The organism is Brevibacillus invocatus (assembly GCF_003710915.1).
Lineage (GTDB): Bacteria > Bacillota > Bacilli > Brevibacillales > Brevibacillaceae > Brevibacillus > Brevibacillus invocatus.
Genome location: NZ_RHHR01000015.1, coordinates 99555 through 124664, shown reverse-complemented (window position 1 = coordinate 124664; position 25110 = coordinate 99555). Strand labels below are relative to the sequence as shown.

The window sequence follows — 25110 nt, the reverse complement described above, 5'->3', positions numbered from 1 at the left end:
TTTTACTTGATCGGGATGGTCGCCAATTTTTGGCCCATCAGCAGGGAAGCACCTGTCTCCACACCTGATGCCCATTCCAGCTGACCGGATTCAAAGAGCAGGATCACAGTGGAGCCGAATTCAAACCAGCCCACCTCATCTCCTTTTTCATATACCGGCGTTCCGTCAATCGGCCCCTCCATTTGTCTTGCTTTCTTCACGTTGGTCGTCGCGGTGTTGTAGACGACCTTTACGCTGCCGACAAAAAGAGCCCCTACCTTAATCAGCGCCACTTCTCCCTGATTCTCCGTGTGGATGTAGGTTACGAGACGCTCATTGCGGGCAAACAGGCGATCCACATGCTCTACGCCCAGTTGATTGACCGGATACAGTCTGCCTGGAAGATAGCTGTACCCCATCAGATTCCCGGTTACAGGCATGTGAATCCGGTGATAGTCACGCGGACTCAGATAGATCGTGATAAACTTGCCTCCGTAATAGCGCTCTGCCTCATGGGCGCAGCCCCCCAAGAGCTCTTCGACACTGTACCCTTTGCCCTTGGCCTGAATCAGTGTGCCTTCACAAATATCCCCGAGCTGGGAAATGGTTCCGTCCACAGGACTGACTACCACATCCGCTCCCTCGGCAATCGGACGAGCACCCGACTTCAGACGGCGGGTAAAGAACTCCTTGAGTGTTTTGTATTCCTTCACTGGTTTTTCCACGATGGAAGCATCAATCTGGTAGTGCCGAATATATCGTTGAATCGCCAGACGGCTAAATTTTGTCGCGGTAATTTTTCCCATCGTCCGTGACATCGCATTTTGAGGCAAACGATGAATCAGACCTGGCAGTAGCTTTTTTCGCATAAGACAACTCCTTGATATTCTTCGAAAACAAACCTCGATCGAGGCATTTGTATGGATGATAAATTCTTACACGTTTAGAAAACTTGGCTACGCCAAGCTTTTGGCGGAGCCTTAGTTGCACTTATACTATCTTCCGCTAATCTTTTTAGCGCTTTAGCGCACTTAAACTTTCCGATAGTACAAAAAAATTGGATAAACCCACTTTACCACTTCCGGTTGCTTCCAGTAAAGCCTGCTCTCCATCATCCTGGATCATTTCATTCCCTAGCTGTGTGTACTATAATAAAGAGATTAAGCCTAACTTGGGAGATAATCAGCTATGAGTATGATGAACTTCGGAGCCAATGAGATCGGGAAGCGGAACATCACCACTCTGATCAATCAATACGGGGACATTTTGTCTGACTTATTTGAACATATATCGGACATGCTTTTCCTCATGTCGGTCGAAGAGGTGTCCGAGGGAGAGTACCAGTTCCGCTATGTCTTGATGAATCCTTCAGCCATGCGATACGCTCAGTTGGACAAAACCGCCTACGGCAAGCGATTCGAAGATGTTTATCCCGCAGAAAAAGCAGCAGCGCTCGTGCACATGTACGAGAAAGCCGTTACAAGCCGAAACCCCGTGCATCAAACGAACGAAGACGACATCATTGGCGAGTCCATTCTTACTCCTGTCATTAATACCGACGGGGTTTGCACGCACGTGTTTGCCGTCACTCGCGATATTACCGAGCGCAAGCAATTGGAAGCAAAGCTGGAATTCATGGCTTACCACGATGTCCTGACAGGGCTGCCCAATCGCCGCCTGCTTGAACTCCAGTTGGAGCGCGCTTTGCACGAAACCAAAGACGATGATGAGATGGTCGCCGTTCTCTTTCTAGACTGTGATTACTTCAAACAAATCAACGACACCTGGGGTCACGCCACAGGCGATGCCTTCCTGCAAATGCTGGCGGAACGTCTGCAAGCCTGTGTACGAGACGAAGATACAGTATCCCGGCTTGGTGGAGACGAGTTCGTCGTCGTCATTCGCCATGTGCAGCACCCAACTCAAGCAGAGGAGGTTGCAGCCCGCATTTTGAAAGCCATTGAGGAGCCCTGGCAGGTGCAAGACGCAACCTTTACCGTGACCTCCAGTATTGGGATTGCCCTGTATCCGCTAAACGCTACTACAGTGGATGAACTCTTGAACCGTGCAGACGAAGCACTTTATCTAGCTAAAGAAACGGGGCGTAATCAGTTTTACAGGTTTCCGAACGAATGATTCAACAAAAATTTCTCCGCTGCCTCTCCGCCTACTGCCACTATTTTTGGCACTGCTGCCAAAAAATCATTCACCAGACATTAGAATACTTGGCTACGCCAAGCTTTTGGCGGAGCCTTAGTTGCACTTATACTATCTTCCGCTAATCTTTTTAGCGCTTTAGCGCACTTAAACTTTCCGATAGTACAACGAAAAAGCCACCCCTTTGCAGAGGCAGCTCTCATACCTGAATCGAAATTACATTTTTTCCGAAACCAATTTGGCTTGCGTGAAGAGCAGCAGATAGTCAGGTCCGCCAGCTTTGGAGTCAGTACCAGACATGTTAAAGCCTCCAAACGGATGGACACCTACCAAAGCTCCTGTACACTTGCGGTTGAAGTACAGATTTCCTACGTGGAATTCTTCACGCGCACGCTCCAGATGCTCACGATTGCGGCTGATCACAGAACCAGTCAAGCCGTACTCGGTATTATTCGCGATCTCCATCGCATGATCAAAGTCTTTTGCCTTGGAGAAAGCCACCACAGGTCCAAAGATTTCTTCCTGCATGATTCGCGCTTGTGGATCTACATCTGCAAAGACAGTCGGTAGGATGAAATATCCTCCTTCTGGCCCTTTCTCTCCGCCAGCCATCAGCTTGCCTTCTTTTTTCCCGATCTCGATGTATTCGAGAATTTTATTGAACGCTTTGTCGTCCACTACCGGACCGGTGTAGAATTCGTTCGATGCGATATCTCCCACAGTGAGCTGCTTGGTCAGTTCGACTACGCGATTCAACACCTGATCGTACACGTCCTGATGCACGATTGCACGTGAGCATGCCGAGCATTTTTGACCAGAGAAGCCAAACGCGGAAGCGACGATCGATTGAGCAGCCAATTCAATATCGCACTCGCTGTCTACTACGATGGAATCCTTGCCGCCCATTTCAGCGACGAGACGCTTCATCCATTTTTGGCCAGGACGATGCTTGGCTGCCAGCTCATTGATACGAAGTCCCACATCGCGGGAACCCGTAAAGCTGATGAAACGAGTCAATGTATGTTCGACCAGATAGTCACCGATCTCGCTGCCGGAGCCTGGCACGAAGTTGACAACGCCTGCCGGTACGCCTGCATCTTCCAAAATCTCCATGAATTTTGCAGCGATGACCGGTGTAGTGGATGCTGGTTTCAAAACAACGGTATTTCCTGCTACAAGGGCAGCTGTTGTCATCCCTACCATGATCGCCAATGGGAAGTTCCAAGGCGGAATCACGACACCTACACCCAGTGGAACGTAGTACAGCTCGTTGTCTTCATCCGGAATTCGCGGCAATTCATGACGCTGGGACAGCTTATCCATTTGACGAGCGTAATACTCCATAAAGTCAATCGCTTCAGCCGTATCCGCATCTGCCTCATTCCAGCTTTTTCCTGCCTCTTTTACCAGCCATGCCGAGAATTCATGCTTGCGGCGACGCAGAATAGCAGCCGCTTTATACAGATAGCGGGAGCGATCGGTGCCAGGCACCTTTTTCCAGGTTTCAAACGTTTTCGCTGCTGTTTGCATGGCCTTTTCAGCCAACTCCTGGTCTGCCTGGGAAACGATTCCCACCACTTGATTTGTATGAGAAGGGTTGATGGAGCGGGATTTCCTTTCGGTCGAGATACGCTCCCCGCCAATGATCAGGTCGTACTCTCTTCCTAGTTCACTCTCCACTTTTGCCAGTGCTTGCTCAAATGCTTTTTTGTTTTCCGGCAAGCCAAAATTGGTAAACGCCTCGTTTTTAAATTCTACTTGCATGATGACGCCTCCTTATCAATTTCTTCCATACCCATTCATCCACATACATATGCAATGATCGTACCAATCCATTACATACGTCTCCCTACCCCGCTAGTGTTTACTATTTCACCTCAAAACAACAAACCGGAATAAGGGAATGACTTGCACACATATGTTCAAAGATTGCACATAATGAACGGTTTTGTGCAAGAAAAAAGACTCGTTACGGACACGCTTCGAGAGCGCCCATTACGAGCCTTTACCATCTAATTATCGATAAATATGCATGTAAGGTTCACCTTTTACAGGACGAATATAGACCGCGAGCGGCTTGTTCATCGCTTGTACATACATATTGACATGCACGCTTTTGTCAAAAAGCTGGTCGATGTTATTCGCAGCAAATTGGGTAAACTGCAGAACCTCTGTACGAGAATCGTATTCAGCTGTAGCCGTTATGGTCAATTCTGTGAGGTTTCCGCCCATAAAACGCCCGACGCCAGTCATACCGATAAAATCCCGGAAAAAAGACTGGGACTCCCTCATGAACTTGTCGTATTGCAGGGATTGTTGGGCATATTTGCTTGCAACTTCAGGGCTAGGAAAAAGGAAAAACTCTTCTTCGATCGCCTGCCATTTTGAGATTGCCGATTCATTCGCATTCACGGTTCCGGACATAATAAAGTTCCCTGGAACCAGCGATGAACTGACATCAGGCACCTGGTACAGCATGATCAGGAGCGGTACCTGCAGATTTTTTCCCCGAACCGATTGAACAATCTTGGTGGCTAATTGCTGACCTCGTTCCTGCAGCTCTTGTACTGTGTACCGTTTTTCCTGGCCTGTAGCATCTTGATACACAGGCGACAGAGATAGGCCCAATGCCATTCCGGCGAGCTGCTGTGTTTCCTTGTTCAGGTAATTGTGCTCCATGACGTGAACGAGCAAGCCCGTTTTACGCTGTCCGGTCGCAGCCCCTGCCTTTTCTTCGGCAATCCATGCACGTACCTGCTCTTTCTGGATCTGTTGTCCTTCCTGGAACAAAAAGGAGGACGTCGGGTAGGTATCCCTGGCAAATTCCATCATGCCCAGCTCAAGATGGCTGAAATCAATCCGGAATTTATTCTCACTTAACATTCCCCGTGTCTGGTTGGGTTTGTAGGGCAGAATACTTCCATAGTAATCCTCCGACACTTCAATAACCGGAGACAGAGATGGCTCGGTCGGTTCCACTACACGCTCCTTGTCAGTGGGAAGCAGCGAGCATCCCGTTGCTACGATCGCGAGAAGTCCTGCCGCCGCCAGCTTGCATCGTGCCAAAAACTTCGCTTTCATACGTTACTCCTTATCTGTCTGGAAGTTGAGCTCGTCAGTTCCATTTTGTCCACCTGTCGTTGGCTAACGAGTAGATCAGCGCGGATTCGCCAATTCCAATCCACTTCGTTTTTCCTTCTCCAGGGGCAACTACAATTAATCTTTCAGGCGCTTTGGCATTCAGCAGGCGCCATTCGCCATTTGCTTTTTCAAATACGCCCTGTTCCGTAGCGACTGCCAATACACCTGAGCGTGGGTCTACAGCCAGCGAATACGTCTGCTGGGCCTGTGGCACCACTTCCGACTTCCATTGGCCATCCTCATGATAAAACAGGCTGAATTGCGCGGCTACGTACAAACGGTTTTCCACCGGATTGAAGTCCATGGCATAGACTTCCTGATCCATCGGCAGCCACATGCTCCAGATTTCGCCGCCATCTACCGAATGATAGATGCCTTCACCGGATACAAAGGCACACAGTCGAAGTTGGTCTTCCTCCTGAATACCGACAAAACTGCGGATATTAGCTGGAGAAGGGAGCCCTTTGCCGATCGAATCCCAATGCTTGCCTCCGTCTTCAGAGCGCATGACTCCCGTATGTCCGGCAATAATGATGTGATCGGGATCATTCGGATCAATGTACCAGCCTACGATATCCTGATACTCGATCTGGGATGAAAGCAGTCCCCAGCCTCCGCGATCCGCCGAATAGTACAAACCGGAATTGGTGCCGACCCATATTTGATCCGACGCACGCATGGAGAGGTTGTGAACCGTTCCTCCCTTTTCCAGTACCTCCTGATAGGTCAGATCTCCCGGCATTGCTGCTGCTGTAACAGATGAAGAAGATGGCTTATTCGGTCCGCTCTCACTGCAGCCAGTCATGACGCTCATCGCAATCAAGACAGCTCCCCATCGCTGGAACTTTTTCATACTCCATCACCATTCCTTCCGTTTCCTGTCTTGCGCAGCTTCTTTCGAGATTATCCGTTGCCTTCCAGAACTTGCAAAAATCCAGCCTCGTCCATCACAGCCACGCCTAATTTTTCCGCTTTTTCAAGCTTGGAACCTGCTTTTTCTCCTGCGATGACCAGATCGGTCTTCTTGCTGACGCTTCCAGTCACCTTGCCTCCCAGACGGGCAATCGCTTCTTCCGCTTCTTGCCTCGACATCTGAGCGAGCGTGCCGGTCAACACAATCGTTTTTCCAGCGAATGGCAGGTCATCGCCACTCTCTATCCGGATGCCTTTATAGGTCATATTCACTCCGGCTGCCTTCAGCCTCTCGATCACAGCCTCTGCCTGCGGTTGGCGGAAATAGTGGATCAGACTGGCCGCCATTTTAGGTCCGATCTCGTCAATCTGTGTAAAATCGGCTTCCTCCGCTTGCATGATGGCGTCTATATGTCCAAAGTGCTCGGCCAATACCCGCGCAGCCTTGGCTCCGACCAAACGGATACCCAGGCCGAACAAGAGACGCTCCAGCGAGTTTTCCTTGCTCGCCTCAATCGCAGCCAACAGATTGTCGACCGACTTTTCACCCATCCGCTCCATGCCCAAAAGCACGTCGCGCTGCTGGTGCAAATAGTACAGATCCGCGACACTGTGAATAATACCATCGTTAAACAATTGTGCCACCACTTTTTCTCCAAGGCCATCGATATTCATGGCCGTTCTGGAAACAAAATGGATCATTCCTTCCCGAATCAGGGCAGGACACATCGGATTGATGCATCGCAGGGCCACTTCTTCCTCCAGGCGCACCAGATCACTGCCGCACTCCGGGCAATGAGTCGGCATGGAAAACGGTGTTTCATTACCCGTTCGCCGCTCTGGCAGTACCGCAACGATTTCCGGGATAATGTCTCCGGCTTTTTTTACCACTACATAATCACCGATCAACAATCCTTTTTCACGGATGATGTCTTCATTGTGCAAGGAGGCACGCTTCACGGTCGTACCAGCCAGACTGACAGGCTTGAGCAAAGCAGTCGGCGTGACTGTGCCCGTACGGCCAACAGAAACCTCGATTCCTTCGAGAACGGTCACGGCTTCCTCGGCCGGAAACTTGTAGGCGATGGCCCAGCGTGGACTTTTCGCGGTAAAGCCCAGCTCCTGTTGCTGCGCGTAGCTGTCCAGCTTGATGACCATGCCATCGATTTCATAGGGAAGAGTCGGACGCTTTTCAGTCCAAGTATTTATAAAGGAAATCACTTCTTCGATATCCGCAAAAACACGGCGCTCCTGATTGACCTTGAAGCCGAGCGTCTCCAGCAAATCCAGTCCTTCGCTGTGCGAATCCACACTCTCCCCTTGCAACTCGCCTATTCCGTAGATAAATGTATCCAGCTGTCTGGACGCAGCGATTTTGGGGTCGAGCTGACGCAAAGAACCCGCAGCCGAGTTGCGCGGATTGGCAAACAGCGGCTCGCCACGCTCTTCCCGCTCCTTGTTCAGCTTTTCAAAGGCAGGCTTGGGCATATACGCTTCTCCGCGCACCTCCAGTGTCAAGGGTCGGCTCAGGCGCAAAGGGATCGAGCGAATCGTCCTCAGGTTTTGGGTAATGTCCTCACCCGTCGTGCCGTCCCCGCGAGTCGCTCCCTTGACGAACAGTCCGTTTTCATAGTGAAGCGACACGGCAAGCCCGTCGATCTTCAGCTCGCAGACGTAACGCACCGCCTGGCTGCCCACCGCTTGACGTACACGGCGGTCAAAATCGCGCAGATCGTCTTCTCCAAAGGCATTGCCGAGACTGAGCATCGGCGTCTTATGTACGACCTTTTCAAAGAAAGGCAACGGCGCTCCGCCCACTCGCTTGGTCGGAGAATCAGGCTGGGCAAGCTCAGGAAAACGGGCTTCCAGCTCTATCAATTCCCGCACCAGCTGATCATACTCCTGATCGCTAATCTCCGGCCGATCCTCTTCATGATAGAGACGGTTATGCCGTTCAATACTATTCGTTAATTCCGCGATTTTCGTTACAGCCGTCAATCGATCCATTTCATCCGTCCACCCTTTATTTGACAGTATCTCTTCTATTCACGCTCAATCGGAGCAAATTTGGCCAACAGCTTTTTGATTCCGACAGGGCTTGGGAAAGCAATATCCAGCTCCATATCGTCACCCGCTCCTTTCACCTTGACCACGGTACCTGTGCCCCATTTTCCATGTTTAACCTTTTCGCCCACCTTCCAGTTTATCCCTGCACCGCCACCGTGGCCTGGCAATTTATCGCCAGCCTGTTGGGCAGAAGGACGTGAAAATGGCGAAGCAGTGGCACCAGCAGGACGGGAAGCCATTCCGGGTCTCGCCATCCCCGTTTGAGTGGTCGTGCCGAATGAACGGAAAGAGGACTCTCGCTGACCGGTGAACCCTCCCCCCTGTCCACCGTAGCCGCGGTCTTGTGACAGGTTGCCATCCAGCAGCTCAGCAGGGATCTCCTGCAAGAAGCGCGACGGGGCACTGGCATTGGTGCGCCCGAACAAGGTTCTCATGCGTGCGCAGCTCAGATACAGCTGCTCCTCGGCACGGGTGATGCCGACATAAGCCAGACGCCGTTCCTCTTCCATTTCCGACTCATCGAAAATCGAGCGGCTGTGCGGAAAGACACCTTCCTCCATACCGATGAGAAAGACGACAGGAAACTCCAGGCCCTTGGCACTGTGCAAGGTCATCAGTACGACCTGTCCGTCTGCAGAAACCTCTTCCGGTGCATCCTCGTCACCCAGTGAATCGATGTCTGCAACCAAGGCCAAATCCGTCAGGAAAGCCAGAAGGCTCTTATCTTCGTTTTTACGCTCGAATTCCTGTGTGACGGAGAGAAACTCGTCAATGTTCTCCAGTCGCGCCTGTGCTTCAAGCGTCTTTTCCACCTGTAGCGACTCGCGATAGCCTGTACGCTTCAATACTTCTTCGACCAGCTCCGTCACACTCAGATAATCGGTCATTTCGATCAGGTTGGTGATCAGGTCGTTAAATGCGAGGATAGCATTGGTCGTGCGCGCCGGAAGTCCCATGTAGCCAGCTTCCTGAATCGCCTTGTAAAGCGACTGTCCCTGCTGGTTGGCAAAAGACTGGAGCTTTTCAACCGTCGTATCCCCGATGTTGCGCTTCGGCACATTGATGATGCGCGTCAGGCTGATATCGTCATCCGGATTGGAGATCAAGCGCAGATAAGCGAGAATGTCCTTAATCTCTTTGCGATCGTAGAACTTGGTTCCGCCGACGATGGTGTACGGGATGTTCGATTTCATGAACACATCCTCCACCACGCGGGACTGCGCATTGGTCCGGTACAGGACAGCAAACTTGTCGTATCGTTTGTATTCTGCCATCTGCTTGCGGATCGTATCGACGATGAAATACGCTTCTTCGTGCTCGGAATCACCCTGGTAGCAGATGATCTTGTTGCCTTCCTGCTTCTGGGTCCAAAGCTTTTTTTCCTTGCGCAGCTTGTTGTTTGCAATCACCTGGTTGGCTGCTTGCAAAATGGTTTTGGTGGAGCGGTAATTTTGCTCCAGCTTGATCATTTTCGCTTCCGGATAATCCTTTTCAAAGTTCAAAATGATGGAAATGTCGGCACCCCGCCACTTGTAGATGCTTTGGTCCGCATCCCCCACGCAGCAAAGATTGTGGTGTTTGTCCGCCAACATGGAGATCAGCAGGTACTGCGCCCGGTTGGTATCCTGATACTCATCCACGTGGATGTAGCGGAATTTCTTTTGGTAGAACTCCAGCACTTCCGGCACTTCTTTAAACAAGCGAACCGTCGTCATGATCAGGTCATCGAAATCAAGCGACTGGTTGTTTCTCAGCTTTTTCTGGTACAGCTCATACACCCTGGCAGCCACCTGTGAAATCGGGTCCCCTGCCAATCTGGCAAAAGTGGCCACGTCCGTCAATTCGTTCTTCGCTCCACTGATCTGTGACAAAATCGTGCGCGGCTCATATTGCTTCGGGTCAATATTCAGCTCCTTGAGACACTGCTTGACCACCGACAGCTGATCGCCTGCATCCAGAATGGAAAAGTTCCGGCTGATACCCAGACGGTCGATATCCCTGCGCAGAATCCGTACGCACAGGGAGTGGAACGTAGATAGCCACGTCTCCTGAGCAGCCACCCCTCCAATAATCGCTGCCACGCGATTTTGCATCTCGCGAGCTGCTTTGTTCGTAAAGGTAATGGCCAAAATGCTCCACGGCGCTACCTGTTTGGCACTGATCAGATAGGCGATCCGTTGGGTGAGCACCTTGGTCTTGCCACTTCCCGCTCCGGCCAGAATCAGTACTGGCCCTTCCGTGGTAAGCACAGCCTCCCTTTGCTCTGGATTTAATCCTGTAGTGATGCGGTCAACTAACGACATATGTATAAATCCACCTTTCCACGTTCCCTAACGAAAGCATATGTTCCTATTTTCGCACAGATCGTGGTCGAGTTCCAGTTAGGAAACCACATGTGGAAAAATCCTCCTCTAGCTCTGCATACTCTCGGGCAAAAGAGGCTCATACATCAATTTGGCAAAATTGTCGGTCACCCATTCTTCCTGCAGCCACTCCCCATTCAGACTGTACACTTGACGATACAGCTGGTTTTTACGCTCGTATCCACCCCAAATGGACGGTTCGATGACATGCTCCTTTTCAATGATCCGATAGCGGCGTGTTGCTGGCATCTGCGCCCTCCACTCGCCAACCAGATGCGTGTCCGTCAGGTAGAGATGCAGCTGGTATGACTGCTTCGTCTCGTTCTTGATCTGAAGGTCCATGTAATTGTAAAAGCAGGTAGCTCCGCTGCCAAAGGGCTGCGTCCGATTGGCGTCAGGGAAAACATCGTAGCTGTGCCGATGCCGCTCGGTGACGGTCAACGGCGTATGGATTGTCATCCAGAAAAGCAGATTGGAAAGCTGGCAAAGCCCACCGCCGATCCCTGCCGTTACACGACCGTGTGATAGCAGCATGCCGGGGAGGTATCCCTTGCTCTTCGTCGGTTTTCCAATCAGCTTCCAATAGGAAAAAGTCTCTGACGGCTGAATCAGCACGCCATCCAGCTTTTGAATCGCTAGCTGCAAATTTGTTACTTTGTTGTGCTGCATCCACATCTCCACGTCCTTCAACTGGCGCAAGAGCGGTGTCTGATGGCGAAAATGGACATGGGCAAACAAGTCTTTCGCGATTATCTTCGCGTATCGTTTGCGTCCAAAAAGCCATTCCCCATAGCGCTTCATGCGATAGTAGGTGATTCCAGCGGCCAGACGCCATCTGCTCCTCTTGATCGGTTTCATAATTCTGCACGTCCCCCACACGTTTTCTCTTACTAAGTAAAACGTGATTCAGGGAATTTTGTTGCACCTGTCTCTACTGCCTCAATTCACCCATCAATTGCGTTAAAGTGATAATGTCCATTTTGTACGCGAGGAGATGAGCCTGTGAACCCGCTTGTAATCGCCCATCTGCAAATCATTCTGGCAATGGCTATTGTAGGAAGCTCAGTTGTGTTCGGTAAACGGATCACCTCGACTTTCCCAGTTTTCCTAGCATCCGAGCTTCGTTTTATCATTGCGACCGTCATCCTGCTTGCTCTCTTCTACTACAAAGAAAAAAGTGGTTTTTGTGTTCGGCGCGATCTTCTTCATCTCTGTTGAACCGAAAAGGAAGCTGCAAGATGCGAAGGATTTGTAACATCCCCGGGAAGTTCAAGTTCGTTACTTTTGTGGAGGAGAGAAAAAAGATTGGGCGCTTGATCCATCTTGCAAACAACATGCTCCTGTTTCCTGCCCACTACTACAGTTGGACCAACGTGCCCTTTGTGCAGAAAAAAGCTCCGTCACGGCTGATCATTTGCCGTCTCGGAGCCTCTGTTATTTTTTCACCAGGTATTTACGAATGTCAAAGGCAACAGCTGCCACGATGATCAAGCCTTTAATGATCAGCTGCCAATAAGGGCTCACCCCGATAAAGGTCAATCCGTAGTTGATCACGCCAAAAATCAGAACCCCTGCCAATACCCCCTGAACGGTGCCTATTCCGCCCGAGGTAGAGACACCGCCTACGACACAGGCAGCGATCGCATCCAGCTCGTACATGTTCCCGTAGTTGTTGGTGGCACCTCCCGTCCTCGCCGCTTCCAGCACGCCACCGAGACCATAGAGGGCACCTGCAATCGCGTAGATGATCATCAGATTCCAGCGAACGTTGATGCCGGATACGATAGCAGCCTGCATGTTTCCACCGATGGCGTACATGTTTTTCCCGAGCCGCGTCTTGTTGAAGACCACCCATACCAGACCGGCTATGGCGATCGCGATCACGACGATATACGGCACCGAATAAGGGCCGCTGGGACCGAAGTATCCTGTCCCGAGATGATTAAAATCTGGTCGCAGCCCACCGATGGGCTGGGACTGATTGGGCTCCATGTCAAAGTAGAGGGAGTTGATCCCGTAAACCATCACCATCGTGCCAAGTGTAGCGATAAAAGGCGGGACACTAAAACGGGAGACGACGATGCCATTGATCAGGCCAACCAAAAGACCCGCCAGGATGGCAATCAGGATCGGCACCAAGAGCGGCAAATCAGGCAAGTCGGGAAAAAAGCGACGCCCGTAATCCTGCGTCTGGAGCATCGAAGCGGAAATGACCGCTGTCAGACCGACAACACGCCCCGAAGACAAATCCGTCCCTCCCGTGATCAGAACAAACGCTGCTCCCAAGGCGATGATGGCACGCGTAGAAGATTGCATGAGAATATCCCGCAGTGTCGTAAAGGACAAAAAATTTGTATCATACAAGGCAATTCCTGCGATCAGAACCACCAGTACGATGTAAATCGCGTTTTGCGTCACAAACCCCTGCACCTGCTTTAGCGCTGGTTGGTTCACGTTTTTCCTCCCTCCTCTCATCTGTATACGTTCACATTGTTTTATTGGGCGGCGTGACGGGTAGCAAGCCGCATGATCTCTTCCTCTCTTGCTTCGTTCCCTTCGAGGATGCCTGTCAGCCGCCCCTCGCACATGACCATGATGCGATCCGACATGCCCAGCAATTCCGGCATTTCAGACGAGATCATCATGATGCTTTTTCCACGCTCGGCAAGATCGGCGATGATGCTATAGATTTCGTATTTGGCTCCGACGTCAATCCCTCTGGTGGGTTCATCCAGAAGCAAAATCTCCGGTTCCGTGAGCAGCCATCTAGCCAACAAAACCTTTTGCTGATTACCTCCTGACAAATTCTTGATCAGTGTTTTCATCGACGGCGTTTTCACTCGAAGCAGCTCCATGCTTTGCGCTACATGCTCCCGGCGCTTTTTCTCGTTTAGCAGCAGGTACGGAGTCTGGTAGCTGGCTTGATTGGCAACCACCGTATTTTCCAATACCTGCAGGACAGGAAAAATACCCGTCACCCGTCTTTCCTCTGTCAACAGAGCCATTTTGTGCCGTTTGGCGTCCTTGGCTGACTTGATTCGCACTTCTTTTCCCTTCAGCCTGACCTTCCCGGCCTTCAAGGAACGCAGCCCGAACAACGCTTCGATAAGCTCGGTTCTCTGTGCCCCGACAAGACCGCCTACACCGAGAATTTCCCCCTTGCGCAGCTCGAAGGATACGTCCTGAAAGGAGTGTTCAAACGTAGAGCTCAAGCCATCCACCTGCAGGACGACCTCTCCCGGCTTGTTGCTGCGGGCGGGAAAGCGCTGGGTCAAATCTCTTCCGACCATTCTGGCAATAATCAGATCCGTGGTCAGTTCTTTTGCCTCCCAGGTCCCGATCAGTCGACCGTCGCGCATGATCGTGACTTCATCCGAGATGCGCAATATTTCTTCCATTTTGTGCGAGATATAGATGATCGCGACCCCTCGACTCCTCAGCTCATCGATAATGGCAAAAAGCTGCTCCACTTCGTTTCCGGTCAACGAGGAGGTAGGTTCGTCCATGACGATCACTCTGGACTGGTAGGAGACAGCCTTCGCGATCTCCAGGGATTGTATTTTGGAGACGGAGAGGTGTTTGACGATTTCATAGGGACCCAGATCCATCTTGAGGTCAGCAAAAAGCTGCTCTGTGTCCCGCACCATTTTTTTCTCGTCAATAAAAGGAAAGGGGCCCAGCCTTTTCACTGGGAAGCGGCCCAGCCAAATGTTTTCCATCACATTGCGATAGGGGACAGGGTGCAGCTCCTGATGAATCATGGAAATCCCTTTTTCCAGTGCATCCCTGGAGCTTTGAAAGCGCACCTCTTCTCCATCCAGAATGATGTGCCCGGCATCCGGGGTATAGATCCCGAACAAGCATTTCATCAAGGTGGATTTGCCTGCACCGTTTTCGCCCATCAGCGCGTGCACGGTCCCTGGACGTACCTTCAACGTCACATCATCCAGCGCTTTTACGCCAGGAAACTCCTTCGTTATGTGGTGCATCTCCAGTACGTATTCATGATGGACCATGCGCTCTGACCTCCTGTACGTATCGTGTGCACGGATGTAAAGGGAAGAGAAAAACCTGGCTTTCGCCAAATCCAGCAGCGAAAGCCATCCTTTTTCTCCACTTTTCATCCAAAACGCACCGCTAGCGGCTTACTTCGCTTCGTCCATGTTTTCCTTCGTGATCTTCTTGTAAGGAACCCAGACGTACTTGCCATCCACAATCTCAAAGCCTGTGTTGTCCTTGCTCGGCACTTCACCCTTGGCCAGAACAGCGGCAATTTCTAGCGTTGCCTTGCCCTGGTTGTTCGCATCGTTGAGCACCGTACCAAGCAAGGTGCCTGCCTCCAGCTCCTTGAGTGCTGGCGCCGTCGCATCAACGCCCACGACCGGCATGTATTTGCCATTCGTAAAGTATCCAGATGCCTTGAGTGCCTCGATCGCGCCCAAGGCCATATCATCATTGTTGGCGAGCACCGCTTCGATCTTGTCACCGGAAGCAGCAAGGAAGGCCGCCATTTTCTCCTGTCCCTTCACGCGATCCCACATCGCGGTGTCTTCGGCTACTTTCTCTACCTTGATCCCGGCATCCTCAATAGCCTTGACGGAAAACTTCGTCCGCAGCTCTGCATCCTGATGTCCGGGCTCTCCCTTGAGCATCACATATTGGAGCACGCCATCCTTGTTTTTGTCCGCATCCGGATTGGCCTTCCAGTAATCGACCAAGAGCTGCCCCGAGATGGTACCCGACTCCTCCGCCTTCGCGCCTACGTAATACACCTTATCCCATTTCGTCATGTCCTCCGGCATCGGTTCACGGTTGAAAAAGACGACCGGAATGTTGGCTTGCTTGGCCTTGTCGATGATGACACCAGCAGCCGTCCGGTCAACCGGGTTGATGGCGAGCGCACTCACCTTCTTGTTGATGAACAAGTCCACCTTGTCATTTTGGGTCGGCTGGGCATTTTGGCTGTCTACAATATCCACCTGAGCCTTGCCTTCTGCTGCCTTGGAGATCGCATTGCGTACACCCGTCATGAAGGTATCGTCAAACTTGTAGATGGCGACACCGATCGAAGGGGTGCCACCTGCGGCCCCTCCTCCCGAAGAGGACGGCTGCGAACCGCCTGATTGTGAACAACCGACCACAGAGAGTGCAAGCGCTGCGATGAGTGATGTGGCAAGCAACTTTCTCATGAGAATTTCCCCCTTTTTTCCTTTCGTGTGTGCAATGGATATACACAAAATGTAAGCGTTTTCCATCGCGTTCACCATCGAAAATCCTGCGATCTTTTATCAAAATTCTCATCAGTTTGAAATCCCGATTATTTGACAAAGGGAAAGAGCAGCTTTTGATTCTCCGACCAGAACATGTTCTCTCGGTCGATTACCTTCGTGCCCGTATCCAGCCTTTTGGGGATAGACTTGCCCTCACTAGCCTCGAGCGCGTATTTGACTCCCAGATACCCCATCGAGAATGGATTCTGAATAATCGTGGCCTGGATCACACCTTCCTGCAAATACTCCAGCACCTCCGGCGGACTGTCGATGGCCACCACTTTCACCTTGCCTTGCAGACCGAGACGCTCAATCTCAGCAGCCACTCTCGTAGCCGTACTGGCATCCAGCGCAATGATGCCTTCTACTCCTGGATAGCTGCGGATGACCTCACGTGCCAGATCCCCTGCCTGCCTTTTGTCGGACTGGACATAACGCGTAGCCACCAGCTCTACTCCTGCCGTCCCATTCATCACATCCAGCACGCCCTGCTCCCGCCTTTTTGTATTGGCTTGTTTCTCCCCGGAACCAATGAGGGCAACCTGACCGAGCTTTCCAATGATGGCGAGCATTTTCTCTCCCGCCTTTTTGCCCATTTCGTAGTTATCTGTCCCGACGTAGCTCCGGATCATGGGATACTCTCCTTCTTCGTCCAACGTCAGGATGGGCATGGATTGTTTATTATCTTGCTCCAACGCTTTTTGCATGACCTGCTCATCGCTGGGGGCGACGACAAGTGCGTCATAGCCGTCACGCGCAGCCTGTTCGACCAGCTCGATCTGACTTTGTGGATCATTCTCATAATCAGGAGCGTAAAAGTTCAAATTGAGATCGAATTCCCGCGCTGCCATCTGAGCCCCCAGCTTTACCGTACGCCAGTAATCGCCATGCTTCATTCCAGCGATCAATGCGACTGTCTTTTTCTTGTCTACCGGAGCATCAAACCTGGCTTCACAGGAATAAAAAGCGGTCAATGCCAGTAAAATCAGCATCAGATAAAGGACCAACTGTTTCCATTTCCCCATTTCCACAGCCCCTTCAGCTCTCGTCCTGCACATGCGGAATCCATAGCTTCACCACAGTACCAGTCTCGATTTCACTCTCGATTTCCAACCCGTAGCCCTCTCCAAAGGAAAGGCGGATGCGCTCATGAATATTGTTGATTCCCACGCCTGAGCCGGAATTGCTTTTATACGTGCCTGCCAGCACCTGCTCCCTTACCTGCGAAGACATTCCCAGACCGTTGTCCTTCACTTCAAGCAGCACCTTGCCATCGGACTTGGATGCCTTGATGTGAATCATCCCTGGGTCAGCCATCTGCTCGATTCCGTGATAAATGGCGTTCTCCACGATCGGCTGCAACAGCAGCTTTAAGGTCTTGCAGGGCAGAACCGCTTCTTCTGCCGTGATCTCGTATTCAAATTTTTGCTTGTACCTCATTTTTTGAATAATGAGATAATGTCGGACATGCTCCAGCTCCTCCTGGATCGTGATCATGCTTTTTCCACGGCTGAGCGAGATGCGGAACAGCTTGGACAAGGAGGTAATCGTCGTGATCACATCCTCATTTTTGCCGATTCCGACCATCCTGACGACAGAGTTCAACGTGTTGTAGAGAAAATGCGGATTGATCTGGGCGTGAAGCACTTCCAGCTCGCTTTTTCGCTTGGCCTCCTGATCCCGGATGTTCTGGTTCATCAGATCGCGCACCTTGCCGACCATCAGGTGAAAACGAAGAGACAGCTGCTGCACTTCATGGCTGCCTGTAATCGGGTGGTTGACGGAAAAATCCCCCTGCTCGACCTGCTCCATTGAACGCTCCAGCATTTTGATCGGACGTGAAATTTTCTCAGAAAGATAGCTGAGAACCAGCAGCACGATGACAATTACAAAAATAAGCAGCCAGAAAATAAAGCGGCTGATTTCCTTTTTTGTCGTCACGATCTCATCCATGTAGGAGATACCGATGATTTTCCAGCCCAACGGATCAATCGTCTTGATCGTAATCAGTCGCTTGTCCCCCTCTGTCTCTTCCACATAGCTGCCATAGGAGTGCTTCAATGCCAAGGCCCGATTCTCATTTTTCAATCCGACGTAGATCAGCTGCTGCTGAGGGTGGTACACGATATTGCCGACCAGATCGATGATGTAGACATATCCCTTCTTTCCCAAGCCTACGCGCTGGCACAGCTCGTCGATTTCCTTGAAATTCACATCGACCAACAGCACGGCGGGAATATCGCCATGGCTCCCCTTGACTGTAATTTCCCTGCTCATGGAGACCACCCAGGGATACTCTCCCTTGAACAGATTTTGGACGTGAGGAAGAGAGAAGGACAGGTTGTGCGGGTCCTCTATTGCCGAGCGGAACCAGCTTTGCTCGGTGATCTGTGTGTGATTGCGCATCTGTCTGGCTGGTGTCGCAGTCAGCAGTTCGCCACTTCGGGAAAATACCGCGATCGAGACGATGTCCTTTCTCGTCTCCACGATGGCCTCCAGCTGTTCATTCAGCTTGCCGTCCGATCCCCCTTGGTTATTGCGAATCTTGTCATCCACCAGCTCAAAGATTTGGGTCATGGCATTCAAATAGCTGTCCAGATTGTACTTCACCTGCTCCAGAATCTGTTGGGTGTTCAGATACGCATTCTGCTCGGCTGTCTCTGAAAATTTGCTGTACAGCATCACCCCGACGAACAGCATCACCAGTACCGTGACCAGTGTAAACGAAGTGGTAATGATAAACTGAATACTCCTCACCTGCAGGGCTTTGACTACGCTCGCAATAAAGCTTTTCATCCGCCTACCCCTCTAGAACTTCATTTCGGTATGCTTTGGCTGAGATGCCGACGTGCTTGCGGAAGCAAAAGCTGAAGTAGTTGGAATCCGTAAAGCCGACTCGTTCGGCGATTTCGAAGGTTTTCAGATCCGTCGTGCGCAAAAGCTCCTGTGCCTTTTCCATGCGAAGCGATTGCAGGTAGGTCACGAAGGTCATGTTGGTTTCTTTTTTGAAGAGACTGCTGAAATAGCCGGGGCTGATATGCAGGGCAGCACATATTCTGTGGATGGATATGTCGGGAGACTGGTAGTGCCTGTGGGTGTAGTCGATAGCCTGATCTACCAGCCGCTTGTTGCTGGAGTGTCGACCAGCAGCGATGCGCGTCATGATCTTTTGGCAAGTCAGGGTGAGGATCTGTTTGGCCTCTTCCAGGTTGTTGCAGGTGGAGATCTCCGCGAGAAAGTCCGATGCTCCTCCCCACTCCTGGCTTGTATCTGACTCGCTCTCTGTACGCTTGGCCGTCTTTAAAATGGTGGTTACGATCTCCAGGAGGTAAATGCGATATTCCTGAATCGCTACATGTCCTTGCTCCACCTCGCGAAACAGCTCATCCATCACCGTCATCAATTCTGGATAGGTTCCCATTTTGATGCAGCGAACCAGCTCATGCTCCTTCCTCTCGTCAAAGCGCAGCTTCTCTCGCGTATGTTGTTCTACATCTTCCAGGAACAGGAGCTGATTGTTGCCGAGAATCGCCTTGTAATCGAGAGCGAGCATCGCATTCTCATAGGAATAAGCCAGTTCGGTCAAATCATGGACCGTGGTCCCGATCCCAATCGTCACCGTAAAGCTCATGTACTTGTCTACCGTCCGTCGAATTTCTTCGAGTACAGGCTGTATGCGTTGGTACAGCTTCCGTTCGTTGTCAGCATCATCGGCTAGAAACAGCAGCACCAGCTGATCGTTGTGGTGAAAAAGCAGGGCCGGGCAGGAGCTGCCGAGGTATTCCTGTGCGATGTTTTTGACCGCAAACAGACAAAGCTGCCGATCTTCCTGGTTCCTCTCGTCCAGACAGAGGGTTGCTACCAGATAGGCGCTGGCACCCAGCTTGATTCCGTATTCTCTGGCTTTTTCCATGATTTCTGCCCTCGTCAGCTTGTTCGCGCTCATCAGCGAGGTGAGAAAGACCTCGCGTAAGACAGGCAGGCTTTTCTCATAGCTCTCCCGCAAAAGCTGGACGTTCTCCCGGTAAGCTGCTTCTTCATCCATCCGCTTTTTGACCTTGAGCAGTCCCTCGATCAGCTCCACCGCTGAAAAAGGCTTCAGTACATATTCGTCTATATCGAGCCTGACTGCTTTTTGGGCGTAGTCAAACTCGTCAAAACCAGTCAGAATCATGATCCGTGTCGCAGGATAGTGCTCGCGAATCAAGCCCGCCAGCTGAAGGCCGTCCATGAAGGGCATCTTGATATCGGTCACGACCAGATCGGGTCTCAGCCTTTCGACCAGCTCCCACGCTTCTTTTCCATTCTCCGCTTTCGCTGCAATCTGAAAGCCAAAGCCTTCCCAATCGATCTCTTGGCTGACCCCTTCCCTGACATCCTCCTCGTCATCAACCAGTAGCAATTTGTACATGGGAGCACCTCCTCGTTGCTCTACTTCTACCACGAGCACCTATTTTTTTCCTTCTTATGATGGGTAGAAAGGAAAGATGTCGAGGGGTAAAAAGAAAAAAGCCGAGCAATCCCCATGGATCACTCGACTTCTTCTGTTAGGGCCTCTTCACCGCAGCGACAGTGGCCAATGCCGCCGACAAATCTTCGTAGATCAGATTCCCCACGACGATCGTGTCGGCAATCGCCGCCATCTCAGCAGCCTGCTCAGGGGTGCGGATGCCCCCTCCATAAAAGAAATGCGCCTCATGTACGCCTGCCCTGCAGCCCCGCACGACATCAGGATCGCCGTATTTTCCGCTGTACTCCAGGTAAACGATCGGCAAGCGGCAAATACGGGTGGCTACCTGTGCGTATGCCTTGGCCGTCGCAGCATCCTGAATCGGACCTGCCTGGGTTCGTTCGGCTACTCCAGCATCCGGGTTGGCGATCAAATATCCCTCGGTAATGATCTCATCCCAATGAATATAAGACCCGTAAGCGAGAAGCCCCGACACATGCGGGGCAAACAGCATGTCTGGGTCGCCTGCATTGAGCACGAGCGGAACAAAATACGAATCAAAGCCTGGAACCACTGCTTCCAGTGAGGAGATCTCCAGCACCGTCACAACGGCGTAGCGCCGAATGCGCGACATCAGCTCCAACGTGTTGTCAAACGTCACACCGTACGTACCGCCTACGATGATCGCGTCTGTTCCCGATTCGCAGATCGCTTCCAGTGCCTCGTCTCCTATGGTTTTATCCGGGTCCAGCTTAAAAACATGGCGCCAGCCACGATAATCAATCAACGATGCTGCCTCCCTATTTTCCGATCCGCTCCAGCGCCATCTGATAGCCGTCATTGCCATAGTTCAGGCAACGCTTGACACGCGAGATAGTCGCTGTACTTGCACCAGTCTCTGCTTCAATCTGATTGTAGGTAAAGCCTTTGCGAAGCATACGCGCTACTTCCAAGCGCTGAGCGAGCGATTGCATTTCGTTAACCGTGCACAGATCGTCGAAAAATTGATAGCACTCTTCCATTGTTTCCAAGGAAAGGACGGCTTCAAAAAGCTGTTCGATCCCTTTCCCTTTCAATTTCTCCAGTTGCATGCCATTCACCCCAATTTATGAATACGTCTCCAATTTCCCACTGTGAAATTTTTAAGCGCTAAAGTCCTAGCTTTAATCATAAAAGAAACAGGGGGAGGCTGCAAGCCCCTACTGAAATTTCAATGACTGGGCAAGTCCAGGAGAATTTGGTACGATCTCTACCCAGGTTTGGCCTGGCAAAAGCGGTATTTCTTGCGTCATCGCTTCATCCGCATACGCTTTGATGACGCCGTTGCTGCGCTTCCATTTGATCTTCTTGGCTTTTCCCTGCTGGAACAGGTATCCGTCTCCTGGCCCCACTACGTCCACCTGACGTCTGCCTTCGCTGTCCAGAACACGGTGCTTGGACGAAATGACGAGTACGTTGGTCGCTGTGAGCTGCTCGTTGTCGCTCAGATCGATATGCGGCTTGCCTTCCGTGAGACGCATGTATTTTTTCTTCTCGGCATCGTAATGAAAGCCTGCCTTGTTCAGGGAATGGAAGATAATCTCAATCGATGTCGCAGGCTCTCCCTCTGTGATCACGGCATCCTCGGGAAGAAATGAAAAGTGCACTGGCTCCGCTGTCGTCCGCATTCCCTTGTCCAGCATGGCTTGTTCGATCAGCTCTATCTTGGTATAGAGATTGTGCGGCATCTTGCGGAATTGCTCCCTCCAGAAATAGCGACCGTTGGGAATTTCGTCGAGATGGCTGTAGTCTGAGCGGGCCAAGGTATTCAAGGCTTCCTGGCTTCCTCCAGCATGGATCAGTACGGCGTCAAATCCGACACCCAATTGGATAAAATAAGGTCGGATACTGCGGACGGGTCCGATCACTTCCGGCTTTTGACTTTGATAGAGGGTGAGAAAACGGGTCATTTCCCCCTCCGCCAGCACTTCGTAAATCATGTCTGCCTGATTCAAGCCAGTCTGCGGTCGTGCAGGCGGGGCATTGTTGATCATGACCATGATCGGTCGCTGTTCGGGTGGCTGATTGGAGCCCAATCCTGTCAAAGGCGATATGTAGGGAAGCTTTGGTTCTTCCACGACAGGGGTTTCAACGACGGGAGCGGGCGGCTGTTCTGGCACTGGTTTGGGCTCAACCTCGACAACAGGTTGTCCGGTGCATGCGGTGAGCAGCAGCAGTGAGAGCAGTACGAGAGATGATTTGATGTTTCGTTGCATGGAATCGCTCCTTCCTGGGTTCTCTACTTCTTTTTCGCTTCCACTATAGTGAATCCTGCTTCCACATGTTTTCCACGATTCTCATACGCCCCTCCCACACATCATGTTTTTCCTATGCTACAATGAAGAAAAAGAGTGATGCAAAGCGAGGGATGCACCGTGGATACTCCCTACCTCGTCTATCTTGTGGACGACGAAACCAATCTATTGGAGCTATTGCAATCCTACTTGCAAAACGCTGGTTTACAGGTAAGGGCATTTGCGAATGGAACCGAGGTACTGTCTGTTCTGGAAGAGGAACAGCAGCCTCATTTATGGATACTCGACATCATGATGCCAGACATTGACGGCTACGAGCTGCTGCGCTTGATCCGTCAGAAATCCAATGTGCCGATCATCTTCATTTCGGCTCGCGATCAGGATGTCGATAAAATCATTGGACTGGAGCTGGGCAGCGACGACTACCTGGCCAAGCCGTTTCTTCCCCGGGAGCTGGTCATCCGGGCGAAAAAGCTGCTACAGCGCATTTACGAAAACGGAGTCAATCCGGCTGCTCCTTCCCAAACCTTTCAAGACTGGGTGACGATTGGACCGTATATGATTTCCGAAAAAGGACGGCAGGTGAAGGAAGGCGAAGAGCTGCTGGATTTGACCACCAAGGAGTTTGAACTCATCATCTACCTCCTGCACAATCAGGGGATGGCTCTCAACCGCGAGCAGATTCTCACCTCAATCTGGGGGGAGGATTACATCGGGTCGGATCGTGCTGTAGATGATCTGGTCAAACGAATCCGCAAGAAAATGAGCAAGCTCCCGCTGGAGACCGTCTACGGCTTCGGCTATCGCCTGACACGCACATGAGCAAATTCCGTCTGAAAAACCTGCCGCTCTCCCGGCAAATTTTGATTTTGTTCATGCTGTTGACCAGTGTGCTGGGCGTGGGGCTGGGAATCGGTTATCCGTTTGCCGTCAAGCAGTACCTGGTGAACAACACGTACGCTTTGCTAGAAGATGAGCTGTTCTCCTTGTCCGAGCATATTACCTTCAATGAAAAGAACGAGCTGCTTACGATACCGTCTTCAGCCCCGTACTTTTTGCAGCTGCTGCTCTCCCGCTACGAGTACTCTTTTGACATGATCGTCTACTCGATCGATGGACGTCATCTGGGCAGCCGTAGCAGCGGACAGATTACCTATCAGGACAGTATGGACCTCTTCCGAGAGGCTGCCTCCCATCCGTCCGGGCGAATTCAGCATGGGGAGCTGGACCGTGCTGACGAGAGCTACCTGTTCGTCAGCAAAAAGATGGACTACCACGGCTTTCCCTACTATATCGTGCTGTTTTCCAAGGAACAGGAGCTCAATCAGATCAATTCCATTCTGACCCGTCAGTTCCTTTTGGTATTCAGTCTGCTGCTTTTGGTCAGCTGGCTGTTGGCTGTCTGGTTTAGCGGTTACTTGAGCAAACCGCTGCGCAGTCTGGAGGAGCTGTGCAAAAAAATTGCCCGCCGTCAGTTCGATATTCCGCTGGCGATGGACCGCGGGGACGAGATTGGACAGCTGGCCCGATCCTTTGATTCCATGAAAAATCAGCTGAAGGAATACGATGAGTCCCAGCGACACTTTATCCAGAACATCTCCCATGAGCTGAAGACACCGATCATGGCGATCCAGGGCTATACGCAAGGCCTGATCGAGGGCGTCTTTCAAGGACCGCAGGCAGAAAAAGGACTGACGATCATCATGGAAGAGAGCAAACGACTGGAAAAAGTAGTCGGCCAGCTGCTCTATCTGACCAAGATTGAATCCGTCGCACAGATGATGCAGATGGGACGTGTAGATCTGAGCGAGATGTTTAAGCTGCTGAAGGTGCGCCTGTCCGTCCTGAACCCGCAAGTCGAGTGGGAGCTGAAGCTTCCCCCTGAGCTGGTCATGGAGGGCGATGGCGAACAGCTGAGTACGGCCTTTGTCAATATCATGGAAAACCAGCTTCGCTATGCCAAAAGCCGCTTGAACATCACCGGAAAGCAAGCAGGGCAGCAGGTCATCGTCACCATCTCCAACGACGGACCACCGATCGAGGAAGCTCTGCTCCCTCAATTGTTCCAGCGCTTTCGCAAAGGGAAGTCCGGAAAGCACGGACTGGGACTGGCGATTGCCCGCGCCGTATTTGAGGCGCATGGCGGAACGATTGTCGCTGAGAATACAGCGGACGGACCGTGCTTTACGATGACGGTTCCGGTGAAGAGCTTGAGCTAGGAACGGTATCAGACATCAGGGAAGACCCTCTCTCATTTTTGTGAGAACAGGGTCTTCTTGGGTTTGTTCTACTTCGGAAAGGTTACATGTAACTGATTGTCTATTTCATCCGTCTTCATATTCAAAGTGCTTATTGGACAACCGTTCTGTGGCTTCCATACTTTATCTTTTTTATTTATGTGTTCGCCAGGCTGTTTCCCATCACCTACGGCGGTGACGATCCCAATCCAGCGACAGGTCTTTTGTCATTAGGAGCTA

Annotated in this window: 20 protein-coding genes; 4 read left to right on the top strand and 16 right to left on the bottom strand. The window is 51.4% G+C overall.

What is annotated here, in order from left to right; translation table 11 throughout:
- Positions 1-2 precede the first annotated feature (2 nt).
- Entirely contained in the window at positions 3-848 is an 846-nt protein-coding gene (asd, locus tag EDM52_RS11130; protein WP_122909057.1) for an archaetidylserine decarboxylase, read from the bottom strand.
- 319 nt (positions 849-1167) lie between these two features.
- Here asd and EDM52_RS11125 point away from each other — a divergent pair, with 319 nt between their 5' ends.
- Positions 1168-2115 (top strand): diguanylate cyclase domain-containing protein, encoded by a 948-nt coding sequence (locus EDM52_RS11125; RefSeq protein WP_245996796.1) that lies wholly within the window; start codon positions 1168-1170, stop codon positions 2113-2115.
- 237 nt (positions 2116-2352) lie between these two features.
- On the opposite strand, the gene pruA is transcribed toward EDM52_RS11125, so the two are convergent.
- The 6 genes from pruA to EDM52_RS11095 all read right to left on the bottom strand — a co-directional run bounded on the left by pruA (position 2353) and on the right by EDM52_RS11095 (position 11477).
- Positions 2353-3900 (bottom strand): L-glutamate gamma-semialdehyde dehydrogenase, encoded by a 1548-nt coding sequence (gene pruA, locus EDM52_RS11120; protein ID WP_122909056.1) that lies wholly within the window; start codon positions 3898-3900, stop codon positions 2353-2355.
- A gap of 252 nt (positions 3901-4152) precedes the next feature.
- Positions 4153-5217, bottom strand: coding sequence for a CamS family sex pheromone protein (locus tag EDM52_RS11115; RefSeq protein ID WP_122909055.1), 1065 nt, complete (start codon positions 5215-5217; stop codon positions 4153-4155).
- 34 nt (positions 5218-5251) lie between these two features.
- Positions 5252-6130: a WD40/YVTN/BNR-like repeat-containing protein gene (locus tag EDM52_RS11110; protein ID WP_122909054.1), complete on the bottom strand. Its 879-nt coding sequence runs from the start codon at positions 6128-6130 to the stop codon at positions 5252-5254.
- A gap of 50 nt (positions 6131-6180) precedes the next feature.
- A complete protein-coding gene (gene ligA / locus EDM52_RS11105; RefSeq protein WP_122909053.1) occupies positions 6181-8196 on the bottom strand; it encodes an NAD-dependent DNA ligase LigA in 2016 nt (671 codons plus the stop codon).
- A gap of 35 nt (positions 8197-8231) precedes the next feature.
- The gene (gene pcrA, locus EDM52_RS11100) at positions 8232-10559 is read right to left on the bottom strand and encodes a DNA helicase PcrA (RefSeq protein WP_122909052.1); all 2328 of its coding nucleotides are present in this window, start codon (positions 10557-10559) and stop codon (positions 8232-8234) included.
- A 108-nt stretch (positions 10560-10667) separates the two neighbouring features.
- Positions 10668-11477, bottom strand: coding sequence for a VanW family protein (locus EDM52_RS11095; RefSeq protein WP_122909051.1), 810 nt, complete (start codon positions 11475-11477; stop codon positions 10668-10670).
- Between the two features lie 144 nt (positions 11478-11621).
- Between EDM52_RS11095 and EDM52_RS11090 the strand changes: the two genes are divergently transcribed.
- Complete coding sequence (locus EDM52_RS11090) at positions 11622-11837, top strand: EamA family transporter (RefSeq protein WP_122909050.1); 216 nt, start codon at positions 11622-11624, stop codon at positions 11835-11837.
- A gap of 216 nt (positions 11838-12053) precedes the next feature.
- Here the strand turns inward: EDM52_RS11090 and mglC are convergent, their stop codons facing one another.
- The 9 genes from mglC to EDM52_RS11045 form a co-directional block, all read right to left on the bottom strand.
- The gene (gene mglC, locus EDM52_RS11085) at positions 12054-13073 is read right to left on the bottom strand and encodes a galactose/methyl galactoside ABC transporter permease MglC (RefSeq protein ID WP_183184984.1); all 1020 of its coding nucleotides are present in this window, start codon (positions 13071-13073) and stop codon (positions 12054-12056) included.
- Between the two features lie 41 nt (positions 13074-13114).
- The gene (locus EDM52_RS11080; RefSeq protein WP_122909048.1) at positions 13115-14635 is read right to left on the bottom strand and encodes a sugar ABC transporter ATP-binding protein; all 1521 of its coding nucleotides are present in this window, start codon (positions 14633-14635) and stop codon (positions 13115-13117) included.
- A gap of 129 nt (positions 14636-14764) precedes the next feature.
- Positions 14765-15808, bottom strand: coding sequence for a galactose ABC transporter substrate-binding protein (locus EDM52_RS11075; RefSeq protein ID WP_122909265.1), 1044 nt, complete (start codon positions 15806-15808; stop codon positions 14765-14767).
- 128 nt (positions 15809-15936) lie between these two features.
- Positions 15937-16914 (bottom strand): substrate-binding domain-containing protein, encoded by a 978-nt coding sequence (locus EDM52_RS11070; protein ID WP_122909047.1) that lies wholly within the window; start codon positions 16912-16914, stop codon positions 15937-15939.
- A gap of 13 nt (positions 16915-16927) precedes the next feature.
- Positions 16928-18685: a cache domain-containing sensor histidine kinase gene (locus EDM52_RS11065; RefSeq protein ID WP_122909046.1), complete on the bottom strand. Its 1758-nt coding sequence runs from the start codon at positions 18683-18685 to the stop codon at positions 16928-16930.
- Between the two features lie 4 nt (positions 18686-18689).
- On the bottom strand, positions 18690-20300 hold the full coding sequence (locus tag EDM52_RS11060) for a response regulator (protein ID WP_122909045.1): 1611 nt from the start codon (positions 20298-20300) through the stop codon (positions 18690-18692).
- Positions 20301-20436: 136 nt separating this feature from the next.
- Entirely contained in the window at positions 20437-21126 is a 690-nt protein-coding gene (gene pcrB / locus EDM52_RS11055; RefSeq protein ID WP_122909044.1) for a heptaprenylglyceryl phosphate synthase, read from the bottom strand.
- 13 nt (positions 21127-21139) lie between these two features.
- On the bottom strand, positions 21140-21430 hold the full coding sequence (locus tag EDM52_RS11050) for a YerC/YecD family TrpR-related protein (RefSeq protein WP_055747723.1): 291 nt from the start codon (positions 21428-21430) through the stop codon (positions 21140-21142).
- A 108-nt stretch (positions 21431-21538) separates the two neighbouring features.
- Entirely contained in the window at positions 21539-22594 is a 1056-nt protein-coding gene (locus EDM52_RS11045; protein WP_122909043.1) for a DUF3048 domain-containing protein, read from the bottom strand.
- A gap of 159 nt (positions 22595-22753) precedes the next feature.
- On the opposite strand from EDM52_RS11045, the gene EDM52_RS11040 reads away from it, so the two are divergent.
- Together EDM52_RS11040 and EDM52_RS11035 are read left to right on the top strand one after the other, a co-directional pair.
- Positions 22754-23455, top strand: a complete 702-nt coding sequence (locus EDM52_RS11040; protein ID WP_122909264.1) for a response regulator transcription factor — start codon at positions 22754-22756, stop codon at positions 23453-23455.
- A complete protein-coding gene (locus tag EDM52_RS11035) occupies positions 23452-24852 on the top strand; it encodes a HAMP domain-containing sensor histidine kinase (protein WP_122909042.1) in 1401 nt (466 codons plus the stop codon). The genes EDM52_RS11040 and EDM52_RS11035 overlap by 4 nt, the downstream gene beginning before the upstream one ends.
- Positions 24853-25110: the final 258 nt, after the last annotated feature.